11 protein-coding genes, 2 pseudogenes and 1 riboswitch are annotated in these 11,961 nt (G+C 40.2%); of the genes and pseudogenes, 1 reads left to right on the top strand and 12 read right to left on the bottom strand.

The genetic code is table 11. The features are described 5' to 3' along the window. The 12 genes and pseudogenes from BUB05_RS17670 to BUB05_RS17605 form a co-directional block, all read right to left on the bottom strand. Positions 1-608, bottom strand: a pseudogene (locus BUB05_RS17670) (glycine/sarcosine/betaine reductase complex component C subunit beta); the annotation flags it as partial. A 233-nt stretch (positions 609-841) separates the two neighbouring features. Next, a complete protein-coding gene (gene grdA, locus BUB05_RS17665; RefSeq protein WP_094763064.1) occupies positions 842-1,315 on the bottom strand; it encodes a glycine/sarcosine/betaine reductase complex selenoprotein A in 474 nt (157 codons plus the stop codon). Positions 1,316-1,490: 175 nt separating this feature from the next. Further along, on the bottom strand, positions 1,491-1,808 hold the full coding sequence (gene trxA, locus BUB05_RS17655) for a thioredoxin TrxA (protein WP_073051025.1): 318 nt from the start codon (positions 1,806-1,808) through the stop codon (positions 1,491-1,493). Between the two features lie 72 nt (positions 1,809-1,880). Then, entirely contained in the window at positions 1,881-2,822 is a 942-nt protein-coding gene (gene trxB / locus BUB05_RS17650) for a thioredoxin-disulfide reductase (RefSeq protein ID WP_073051023.1), read from the bottom strand. 24 nt (positions 2,823-2,846) lie between these two features. Beyond that, on the bottom strand, positions 2,847-4,352 hold the full coding sequence (locus tag BUB05_RS17645; RefSeq protein WP_073051021.1) for a glycine betaine uptake BCCT transporter: 1,506 nt from the start codon (positions 4,350-4,352) through the stop codon (positions 2,847-2,849). Between the two features lie 14 nt (positions 4,353-4,366). Beyond that, a complete protein-coding gene (gene grdH / locus BUB05_RS17635) occupies positions 4,367-5,680 on the bottom strand; it encodes a betaine reductase selenoprotein B (protein WP_094763063.1) in 1,314 nt (437 codons plus the stop codon). A 14-nt stretch (positions 5,681-5,694) separates the two neighbouring features. Then, positions 5,695-7,023, bottom strand: a complete 1,329-nt coding sequence (locus tag BUB05_RS17630) for a glycine/sarcosine/betaine reductase component B subunit (protein ID WP_073051014.1) — start codon at positions 7,021-7,023, stop codon at positions 5,695-5,697. A gap of 276 nt (positions 7,024-7,299) precedes the next feature. Then, on the bottom strand, positions 7,300-7,968 hold the full coding sequence (locus BUB05_RS17625) for a TetR/AcrR family transcriptional regulator (RefSeq protein ID WP_094763062.1): 669 nt from the start codon (positions 7,966-7,968) through the stop codon (positions 7,300-7,302). A 226-nt stretch (positions 7,969-8,194) separates the two neighbouring features. After that, positions 8,195-8,929, bottom strand: a complete 735-nt coding sequence (locus tag BUB05_RS17620; RefSeq protein WP_073051012.1) for an ABC transporter ATP-binding protein — start codon at positions 8,927-8,929, stop codon at positions 8,195-8,197. A 16-nt stretch (positions 8,930-8,945) separates the two neighbouring features. Then, positions 8,946-9,806 (bottom strand): ABC transporter permease, encoded by an 861-nt coding sequence (locus tag BUB05_RS17615; RefSeq protein ID WP_073051010.1) that lies wholly within the window; start codon positions 9,804-9,806, stop codon positions 8,946-8,948. 18 nt (positions 9,807-9,824) lie between these two features. Further along, positions 9,825-10,673 (bottom strand): molybdate ABC transporter substrate-binding protein, encoded by an 849-nt coding sequence (modA, locus tag BUB05_RS17610; protein WP_073051008.1) that lies wholly within the window; start codon positions 10,671-10,673, stop codon positions 9,825-9,827. Positions 10,674-10,684: 11 nt separating this feature from the next. Further along, positions 10,685-11,422, bottom strand: a complete 738-nt coding sequence (locus BUB05_RS17605; RefSeq protein WP_073051006.1) for a Rossmann-like domain-containing protein — start codon at positions 11,420-11,422, stop codon at positions 10,685-10,687. 59 nt (positions 11,423-11,481) lie between these two features. Beyond that, a riboswitch (molybdenum cofactor riboswitch) is annotated at positions 11,482-11,597 on the bottom strand. Between the two features lie 186 nt (positions 11,598-11,783). Between BUB05_RS17605 and BUB05_RS17600 the strand changes: the two are divergent. After that, positions 11,784-11,961 (top strand): annotated as a pseudogene (locus BUB05_RS17600) (ISNCY family transposase); the annotation flags it as partial.

The raw sequence follows: 11,961 nt of genomic DNA, 5'->3' as shown, positions 1-11,961 counted from the left end.
AGGTTGTTGAAGGCAAGTACTCCAGATGCCTTTACTACAAGGTTTTCGAAAAGTATGTGGGATGTGAGGTTTGCATCAACATCATGGGCCCTCTTTACGCATCCTACAAGCTTGCCGTCATTGTAGAGTCCTTCTGCATGGTCAGCAACAGCCTTTTCTATCTCTTCAATCTCAACGCCCGCCTTCATGCCTTCGGCTTCATTCTTGAAGAGGGGATGTGCCATGAGCTTTTCCCTCACCGCTTCGTTGAAATCCTTCTCGAGAAGTACAAGGTCGAAGACGTCCGCCATCTTCATGAGACCCATGAATTCGTCCTGGGGCATTATCTCGCCGAATTTTCCGAATCTGACCTCGGTTTTTCCCGTCTTGTCGAACCATGGCATTTCATACTCTGCAAGGTCGCCAGGCTTCATGTTTCCTATGTAGACCTGGTTCGGTATGTATCTTACTACTTCCTCGTATGATCTTACGTGGTCGTTTATTTTCTTAAGGTATTCAGACTCGGGATTTGTTATTCTCTCCGTTGTCTGGGTTGTTCCATTGTGGATTATCATGTCGGGAGTGTGTACCAGCGCATAACCTGCTCCCTTTATTACTGGAAAGTTCATTTTTTACCTCCTGGTTTTATTGAAATGAAACTTATTGTGAAATAAAACATACTTATTTTTTCAATGCAATCCAATCAAGATTTGCTTATATTAATATTATATTCTGAATGAGCGGACCAACCGCTCATTCAGACTGTCTAGTATAATTTTTGTTAAATGTTTTTTGTACCTGATATGACAAATTGTTAGCGAATGTTTGTCATACATTCAAGTTGTTTTTACTAAATGCTGTTTTATATAAATTTACAGAATTCGTCTCTTATGGCTGTCATCTCGGATATGATATCATCGGTATCAAGCACCATTTCCATCATTCCCACCTGGTCTTCATATACATCTGCATCCACTGCTTCCTTGAATTCAGGCTCTACTACATGGTATACCTTGAGTCCTAACTGGACCCCCGTCAATGGACCTGCGAAAGTTGGATCTCCTGCCGTTACAGTTTCTGCAGCCAGTCCTGCTGCTTCACCTTCTGCTGCACCTACTATTACTACAAGGTTCTCAGCACCGTACTTGTCGGCAAAATCTTTTACTCTCTTCTGGTTCTCCAGATCCATTGCTCCTGCGGCAGTTCAGACAAAGCATTCCGTGGAAGAAAATACCACTTCACAGCCTGTTCCCTTAAGGCATTCTTCTATTGCCGGTCCGGGAATTCCATCTCTGTCGCCGATAACAACAACTTTTTTGTTATTGAATAAGCTCATTCCTATTCCTCCTGTTTAATTTTTTAATTTTATATATTTAACATGTAACCAGATAATTATCCTCAAACTTAGGATAGAGTCAGTTATATATCCTAATATATTAAATTCATTGGTTTTTCATGTTAAAAACTTTGTGTTATATCAATGTAGCTTTGTGAAAAATCAAGTTTCCAACTTATATGTTTGAAGTAAGCATTTCCTTGATTCCTTCTTTTGTTGCATCATCCTTTGTAACTTCTGCGATTTTTTCTCCGCCCTTGTACAAAGCTATTGTAGGAAGTCCAAGAACTCTTTGTGATATTGCAAGTCTTCTTGCCTTTCCAGTATCAAGCTTTGTGAACTTGACCTTTCCGTCAAATTCATTCTCAAGTTCTTCTACATCAGGCATCAACGCCTTGCATGGCTCGCATCCTTCGCTCCAGAAATCTACTAATGTGTATCCTTCTGATCCAAGTACTTCTTCTTCAAATGTTTTCTTGTCTACTGCTAACATATCATTTCTCCTTCTTAGTTTTTATGTATTTTTAATACAAATCAAGTTTCGTTCTTATTTGCTCAATTTCCATTAATTCATGTTGTCGATGTACTTTTCTGCCTGAACTGCAGCTATGGCTCCGTCTGCAGCTGCAGTTATTACCTGTCTAAGTGACTTCACCCTTATGTCTCCCGCAGCGAAGACTCCTTCAACATTTGTTTTCATGTTGTCGTCGGTAACTATGTATCCACCTTCATCCATTTGAACCTTGTCCTTGAAGAGGTGGCTTGTTGGAGTAAATCCTATGAAAGGGAATATTCCGAATGTTCCATCGTCCTCGTGGGCCTGGTACTCTGAGAGTTCACCTGTTTTCAGGTTTTTAAATACTATGCTCTCAACTATTCCGTCTCCCTTGATTTCCTCAACTGTGGAGTCCCACAAAAATTCCATCTTGTCGTTTGCGAATGCCTTCTCCTGGATGGATTTTGCAGCTCTCAACTCGTCCCTTCTGTGTACAATAGTGACTTTTCTTGCAAACTTTGTAAGGTACATTGCTTCTTCAACTGCAGAGTCTCCTCCACCTATTACGAAGACCTCGAAATCTGTGAAGAAATCGGCATCACATGTTGCACAGTATGATACTCCCTTTCCTGTCAGCTCTATTTCGCCAGGACATCCAATCTTTCTAGGGTTTGCTCCTGTTGCCAAGATTACAGCCTTTGCTGTGTACTCGCCATTCTGACATTTCACCGTCTTGACTTTACCTTCAAGATCTATATCCAGTACAGCGTCTTTTTTTCTTATCGCACCGAATTCCTCAGCCTGATTTGCCATCCTGGCTATTAATGACGGGCCCGTAGCATCCTCTATGGATCCAGGATAGTTTGCAACCTCGTCAGTTGTCACTATCTGTCCGCCTGTCTTGTCCTTTTCCAGGATGAGGGTGTTCAGTTTGGCTCTTGAAGCGTATAGTCCTGAAGCAAGACCTGCAGGGCCTGCTCCTATTATTATTACATCATAATTATTTTCCATATCTTTCTCCTGTTACTGAATGATTTATATATCTTCCTTGCCGAAGGCCTTAAATACAGATACACAAGCCAGCAGCATTATAAAGATGAATGGGAAGGCAGCTGCTACCGATGCAGTCTGCAATGCCTTTAGTCCTCCCGACAACAGCAGTGCAGTTGCAAGCAGTGACTGTACAAGTCCCCATATGACCTTTTTCTTTGTAGAGGGGTTCAAATCTCCTCCGGATGTGAACATGCCCAGTACAAATGTAGCGGAATTCGCACTTGTTATGAAGAATGTACACAATAAAAGCAATGTGATGAAGGATAGGATCGTACCAAGACTATAGTGGCTGTATGATGCAAACAATGCCGTCTCAGGAATCTTTGCTATCTCTGTCAGCTGTTCCAGTCCAACCTTGTCTATCATGCTTAATCCAAGTCCTCCGAAAATTGCAAACCATATAAAGGAAGCCATTGCTGGTGCAATGATTACACCCAGTACAAATTCCTTTACTGTTCTACCTTTGGATATCCTTGCAATGAATGATCCGACAAACGGAGCCCATGCTATCCACCATGCCCAGTAGAATACCGTCCATCCGTTTATCCACGAATTGTCTCCCATAATATTCATATGAAGGCTGTCATAAATGAAATTATTGAGATATGTGCCCATTCCTTCAGAAAATATATTCAGCATCAAAAGCTTTGGTCCGACTAGGAATGTCAGAAGTATAAGACCTCCTGCAAGATATAGGTTTATATCTCCAAGAAGCTTGATGCCTTTCTCGATGCCTGCTACAGCAGTTCCAATATACAGTATTGTTATTATCACAATAATGCCTACCTGTACTATTGAATTAACGGGAAGTCCGAATACGTAACTCATACCGCTGTTGATCTGCATAGTTCCAAGGCCCAAGGAAGTGGCCACACCTGCAACCGTTGCAAATACTGCAAGTATGTCAATTGTTTTTCCAATTGGTCCGTTTACTCTTTTTTCTCCAAGTATCGGTACGAATATGCTGCTGATAAGTGCAGGATATCCTTTCCTGAACTGGAAGTACGCAAGGGCAAGTCCTATGATGGAGTAGTTGGCCCAGGGGTGGAATCCCCAGTGCTTGAATGAAGCTCTCATTGCAAATGATGCAGCTTCAGTGCTCCCCGGTGAAGAATGGGATACGAAGTGAGAAATTGGCTCAGCAACTCCCCAAAAAACAAGTCCGATTCCCATTCCTGCTCCAAAAAGCATGGCAAACCATGACACTGTACTGAATTCAGGCTCCGAATCATCGGGTCCTAGCTTTATTTTTCCATATTTGCTGAAACCGAGCATCAATGCTACAATTACGAATACGAACATCGACATAAGGTACACCCATCCGAAGTTCACCTGTAGAAATGCCATCAGCCAGTTTGCAGCATTTGAGAAATGGTCATTAAAGACCAGTCCCCAAACTGCAATTGCAAATACTATCATTAGCGATATATAGTAAACTGCTTTGTTTTCTTTGTTTTGAATATTTGTGTCAACATTTGTATTTGTCATAAATATTCTCTCCTCTATTTCTTTACCTTGAATACTGTCTGCTCTTTAACATCTATCGTCAATGCTTCTAAAGCAACTCCCACACGGTGATGTCTAAGTTTCCATTGCTCCTCTTTTGATGTATTTGGATCTCCCAAAGGATATGGTATTGAAATAGTAGGTACTATCTTGTTTGCTCCAACTGTTTTTGCAACCGGAATCAGATTACACATCTGAACAATTGGATATCCGGCCCTTTCAAATTCTTTAACCATTGTTGCACCGCAACGTGTACAGGTACCTCAGGTTGAAGTCATGATAATTGCATCCACTCCATCCTGCTTCATGAAAGGTATCATTTCCTTGGCCATTCTCTGTGCTTCAGCTTCTGTAGTTCCAGTTCCGACAGTAGTGTAGAAGTAATCATCAAGCTTTCCGATAACACCCTGCTTTTCGTAGTCTCTCACTGCATCTACCGGTACACAAACATTAGGATCAGCGTCTGCAGCTGCAGGATCATATCCGGCATGTATAGTCTTGAATACTCCTCCTTCAAGCCTTTCCATATTGCCTATATCGTATCTTCCCCATCTTGTTGCGGAAGCAGACTGGATTCTGTCAGGATTTTCAACAGGAACTATACCTCCTGTTGTAACAAGCGCTACCCTGACTTTTGAAAGATCAGTTACAGGAGCTGCAATAGGCACTCTGTCAACTTTTGGTATTGGCAATTCCGTAACGAAAGGTTCACCGTTTACTTTCTTAAGAAGCATTTCAATAGCCCTGTCAGCTGCAGGTTTTCCATCTTCCAGCCAAACCTGATATCTTATTCCTCTTTTGAAGAATCCGAACTCGTCAGCAAGGAAAGCTGTCTCGCCGTCCAGGATTTTATCTCCTAGCGCAGCCATTTTTTTTGCATCTTTTCTCATTGCTGCAGCACTTTTTCCTCCCGAGAATATGTACATGTCCTTCTTGAACATATCGACACCCGGGTTTTCCGCATGCATTGAAGTTATTACTTCAACATTGAATTTTTCCTTTACGCTCTTACAGATTGTTCCACAGGCAACACCGTATCTTCCAGCCTGGAAAGCAGGTCCTGCAAAGAATATATCGAACTCAAGCCCTTCAAGCATTTCATTGATTTGAGCGATAGCGTCTTCAGTATTTGAACCCATGTAGTTGTCGCCACATATGATCGTGTGAGTAATTTCTGCATTTTTCAATACTGTGTTTACAGCAAGTGCAGGACCTATAAGACCTTCTCTGATCTCAGGCTTGTGGTCAGCAAATTCTTCACCACCGATACCGGCGAAAAATTGGTTTATATATATAACAGCTTTTTTCATCCTAATCTCCTTTACTAAAATTCTTTCATTGTCTTCGGCGACCATCCACAAACTCGGTCTCCGCAGAACATTGAGTTGTTTTCCAAAATTATGCTTCCATCTTCTTTTACAGATGATCCCAGAATTTCATCATGAGCCCAACCGCCTGAAAGACCGTCTCTTGCCAGTGCTTCCAGCTCTCCGATTACAGTTTTCATAGGTGGAAGTTTTATCAGCTGAGATACATTACCGCAAGATACTATTGCATCTGCCATATCATCAAGAGTAACCAATGGTTGAGACTGTCCATCACGTCCTGTACATTCGTTTGTCATGCCAACAGTCTTAACTCCTGCCTTTTCAAGTTCAACAAAGCATGCTATAAAGTCTGCGTCAGGATTTCCGTATCCTTCTTCTGCAAGTATTGCACTATCCGCACCGATCATTTTCGCAAGCTTGCTCACTGCCTGTGCAGATCTTTGCTTTTGCTCCAATGAAACATTAAGGTTTGAAAGAATTACACCAAGGAAATTAAGTGTTTTCCCATGCTCATCATAAAGTCTTTTTATTGTAGGATTATTCTGAAAGTCGTAAGTTGACCATTTCGAAGAACATGGCATGAAAGAACCTGAAATAAGTGCTCCATCCAAAACTTCATTTGGATGAACAAGCGATGGTACATAATGGTTCAAATCCCATCCGTAATAAAGATCATTGTATCCCATTTCTTCCATCTGAGATTGAGGCTGCATTACGTAAACTACTGAAGGAAGTTCTTCTACTGCTTTGTCTCTCTTTATCATTTGGCCAAGTTCGTATACTTCGATTTCTTCCGGTTCATCATCCTTGACAATGCTTCCCAGATATTCAGCAAGTCTGTGAGCCGCCCATCTTAATGCATGGTTCTTCTTTTGTTGCTCATTTCTTTCAAAATCTTCATCATTGTCAGCAACAAGGCATACATTTATAAGCTCCGAAAACAATGTGTATTTTGCACCTTCTCCAGACATGTCTATAAGTCCGTCTCCAAAACTTCCCATATGCTTTCCAACAGCCAAAACACTACAACCTTTAAGCGCATGAGTTCTTCCGAATCCAGCCTGCGCAACATCTCCTGTAACTCCCGGGAATGCAGGTGTCTCTCCGTCAACCTTGAATCTAGGTTCTATGGCTTCTTTAACAGGAACTATCCTTGTTTCATCCCCTGGCTTAGCAATAACCAGGTCGGCATCAGTAATATGTTCATCCTCTCTTACTACTGCCAGAGCCTCTTCCTTGTTTACGTAAAGTATTCCGTCTGAAAATTTAGAAACATCTCCAAACTGTATATCCTTTACATGAAAATTGCCTAATTCTAATTTCACTACACTTACTCCTTTCTTTGATAAATTTTAGTCAATTACATTATAAACCCAGAAAACGTTTTTGTAAACATGATTATTTTTTAATCGTGTTTAATTTAATGTTTTTACAAACGTTTTTAAAGCGTTTTTTCATTAAAACGCAATAAAAAAAACAGAAACTTAGATAACGCTTCTGTTTTGTTAATAATACATTAAATTTTCCTCATTAAATTTTTTTATACTTTCTTAATCACTATTGTATTTTTTTATATGCATTCAATTGTCTTAAACAATCACCTATTTGATATAAGAATCCAAAATCTTATTTATATAGCCTACTGTTTTTTCAACTTCATTTTCCATGTCCACATCCTCACAATCAATGCAGTCTATGAGTTTGGCAAGAACACCCCTGTAGATAATAAGCACAAGGTCATTTAATTCTTCAACAAGCTCGCCATCAAGTATTCCATCTTCAACCATCGGTATAAGTATTGCCTTGTTTCTTGCATATATGTCTCTTTCCTTAAGCATTGGAAGAGTATAGTTGTCATGTTTTCCAAAATCAAGAGGATATATTCTGAAGTAATCATTGAAAATTTCTGCAAATGTCTGTTTTGTATTTGCAAAAAATATAGTCTTGTATATTTTAGGTCTCTTGAAGGAATGTATGCAGAATTTTCTCCATACCAGTATAAATCTCTCGTATGAGTCTTTTCCTTCGCTGATATATTCATCCAAGGTCAGATAATAGTCCTTCAGATATGAAACTGCTGCATAGGACACCAGATGGTCCAGGTTTTCAAAGTAGTTGTATATGGTAGCGCTGTTGTATCCAGCCATGTCAGCCACTTTTCTTATAGTCAGGTTATCGATTCCTTCCTCGTCGATTATTTTGATGGCGGCATCGATAAAATACCTCATCATCCTTATACGTTTTAATTCCTTTTTGTCTATAGCACTCATTTGTTACTCCCAAGTTTTGTATTGTCCGATATTCCCACATCATATTAGGTGAGATTTTATCCAGTATACTACTATAATCAAGATTATTCCAGTGTTTTCTGGTTTTTTTGATTAAAGAAGCGTAAAAGCCACTCTCCAATATTGTTGAATTTACTTGAAAAACAAAAACCCGAAAACCAAAATAAAAGCTTTCGGGTTCTATATTATTCAAATGAAAATACAACAACTATACAGCCGTTATTTTGACATTTTTCATTGTATCACATCCAATAAATCTTGCAACGAATTCGTTTACAGGGTGGTATATGATTTCGTCGGGAGTTCCAACCTGAATTATTTCTCCCTTGTTCATGATGCATATTCTGTCTGCAAGAGCGAAGGCTTCGTTGAAATCATGTGTTATGTGGATTGTGGTAGTCTTGAATTCTCTGTGGAGCTTCTTAAGCTCTGACTGAAATTCCTGTTTTGTCCTAGGATCCAGCGCACTGAAAGGTTCATCAAGGAGCATGATGTCAGGAGATAGTACAAGAATCCTTGCTATCGAAACCCTTTGCTGCTCTCCACCGCTTAAGGTTGCAGGGTATCTCTTTTCAAGATGATCGATGTTAAGCATCTTCAAAATATCATCCAGTTTCTTCTCCATAAATTCATGAGAAGTTTTTCTTAACTTCAATCCAAACAGGATATTCTCTCTGACATTCAAATGAGGAAAAAGCATGTAGTCCTGATATACGAATCCTATGTTTCGCTGTTCCGGATATAGATGCAAGGTTTCCTTTCCATCGAAGAGTATCCTGCCTGTATCCGGCTTGTACATGCCTGCCAGTGTTTCCAGGATTACTGTCTTACCTGTTCCCGTAGGCCCTAAGATCACAAAATATTCATTGTCTTCTATTTTCAGATTTATATTCCTCAGTCTGAAATCACCAAGGGTCTTATTTAGATCAATAATTTCAATCATTTGCATCTCCTTTGAATCATCCTATTTTTGAAACGCTTTTATTCTTCAGTCCAATAATTTCAAAAATAAGCAGCGACACTATCGAAACTGTTATTATGATTGATGCTGATGCCATGGCAAGTTTCAAGTCTCCGGTTGACATGTTCAAAAACAGTGAAACCGGAAGTGTCTCGGTTTTCATCCTCGTCGCTCCGACAAGCATAAGGGCCGCTCCAAACTCACCTATGGCTCTTGCCCACGTTATTACGATTCCCGCTATGAGACCGTTCTTGGCAAGCGGGAGGGTAACCTTGAAAAAGCTCTGCATTTGAGTGCATCCCAGGGTTCTGCTTACAAATTCCAACCTGGGATTGATGTCTTCAAGGGTTGATTTTACAATCCTCAGCATATAGGATATGTTTACAAAGAACTGTGCTAGTATGATGCCCTTAACATCAAAAACAAATTTCAATCCCAAATCCGCCAGACTTCTTCCGAATTCAGTTCCCCCAAAGAGCATCAGGAGGGAAACACCCGATACCACCGGTGGAAGGGACAAGGGAAGGTTTAGTATTGAATTTGCTACAATCTTCCCCGGAAAATTAACCTTGACTAATCCATATGCAATAGGCACTGCAAAGACAATACACAATGCCGTAGATACCACAGAGGTATAAAGACTGAGCTTTAGTGAAAAAATGATTTCGGGAGATCTTATACTCTCTCCCAAACCTACATATCCTCTAATCAGTATATTTGAAACTGCAGCTATTATAAGCGCAAGGACAACGACTATAAACAAGGATAGCACCGTCTTGAACATCAAATTTCTTCTCTTTATATTCCTGACAAAGAAAGCCGAATTGTATTTTCCCTTTCTGCCGGCATTATATTCCATATAACATCCTTTCCATCATTATTCCGTTATCGCCTTGAATCCATGCTTTTCAAATATTTTTACACCTTCTTCCGACACAAGGTAGTCGGAAAATTGACCGGCTATATCCTTTTTCTCCGAAAAAGTCAGTACGCATACGGGTATGGTCTTGATCATATTGTTCTCTTCAGTTATCTCAACTATTTCCACTTCTTCAACACCGCTTACATTATCTTCCCAAATTATACATGCATCAGCCTGCTTCATGGACACATGAACTAGAACCTCATTGACTGTAGCATCCTTTGCAACCACATTTTCTTCAACCTGCTCCAGGATTCCACTTTTCTCCAGAATCTTCTGAGACACCTTGCCTATTGCAGCAGACCTTTCATCTCCAAGAACAACCTTTACACCGGGATTTGCCAGATCGGCAAGACAGGTTATGTTGGCAGGGTTTCCGGCTGGCACGGCTATTACAGGTATGTGATAGACCACCTTCTGGGCGTTTTCCGTAAATCCCTTTTCCTTTGCAGACTCATAATATGAATATGCTCCTGGGACATAAAGATCGCCTTCCTGCATAAGTTCGATCTGACTCAGATTTTGAGCGGAACCTGCATATGAGTATTCAATCTTAACGTTGAATTTTTCCTCATAAATCTGGGCTATTTCATCCATTGGCTTCCTAAGCCCTGCACCACAGTAAACTATAAGTGTTTCCGCTTCATTTTCTGTGTTTTCCTCAACAAGGGCAGTGTTTTCTTCGCTGTCATTGCTGTCCTGATTTCCACTGGTGTCCGCTGCATTGCTTCCTGTACATCCTGCCATTGCTGACAGTACAAGGATCAATACAAGAACGAGAGCTAAAATTCTTTTTTTGTTCATCCTCTTCTCCTTTATTTTGAGTATTCACAAAACCGTTCCAGACCCATCAAGCAGGCCGGTCCGGATATTGTCGTGCCAAAGAACAAAGTAGGTTTACCCGATTCGGTAAAATTGGAAAGCGTGTCGTTTACAACAGTGCTTCCCGTTGCTACAACCAGGTCGCACCAATGTAAAGCATCCTCGAAACTTTCCTCTCCATTTTCAATAAGTACATTGTTCTTTTTGGTGCCAACCTTTTCATCATCAAGGTCCAAAACCCTTAATGCAAAATCTTTAGAAAGGTTTTCCAAGAATGCAGGTTGATAACCTACAAGAGTTATTTTGGGATTTCCGTATTTTTCCTTTATGCTTTCTACCAGTTTTTCGGCACAGGACTCAGGTTCCTCATCCTTGCAGTGTATCGTATTGGATGAAATCCCAAGAAAATTCATTATTGCATTTACCGAAGCTATGAATATCGCTCTTTCACGATTGGATTCCAGTTCAAGCTCCATTATTTCCCTGACTGTTCCCTTGAAATCGCACGGCGCATCTGTGAAGGCTTGTCCTACAGACCCCTTGAATTCAGCCTGCATAAGCTTTTCCCTTCCCTTGATAAGGGGATAGTCCCTTCTCTTGGGATTTCCTATTGCCTCCACTGTTGTGAGTACCTTAGCCTCCACTGATATATTTTCATCCATCAATTCGTTTTTCTTCACTAATTCTGTAAATCTTGACTTTATACATTCCATCATTGAAATCTCTTTCATCGTCATTCTCCTTAAAAAACAAAGTCCACGTTCTGTAAAAAAGAACGTGGACTACTAAGCCACTTCATTCTCCTTTACCTTTCCAAACGGGAGGCATGATTGTTTCCAAACATACCCTTCGGTCTCATGTCCATGGCAGCCCGTAGGTCCATGAGACTCGGTAATGAGCATATGATTATAAGCAAGTTAATTATAGCAAATCATTTTGTATATGTAAAGCATAAATGAACATTTGCTCTGATTGATTTGTGATAATGTCTTATCATACCGTTTGAGAAAATGTCCCAAAGCAAAGCAGAAAGTAATATACTAGAACCTCATGAAAAATGTGAGGTGCATAATGAGAAAGGTAAACTTAAATATGAATGAAAATCAGAAGTATGAAATAATCAAGCGATTAGTTGAGACAGATGGAAACAAAGAAAGAGCGGCAATAACGTTGGGATGTACAAGAAGGCATGTGAACAGGATGATAGCTAGGTACAAGGAACAAGGGAAAAGCTGCTTTGTTCACGGGAATCGAGGTAAAACACCAACGA

Origin of the sequence: Dethiosulfatibacter aminovorans DSM 17477 (assembly GCF_900142005.1) — a bacterium.
Taxonomy (GTDB): domain Bacteria; phylum Bacillota; class Clostridia; order Tissierellales; family Dethiosulfatibacteraceae; genus Dethiosulfatibacter; species Dethiosulfatibacter aminovorans.
This window is presented reverse-complemented; position numbering and strand designations above follow the sequence as displayed.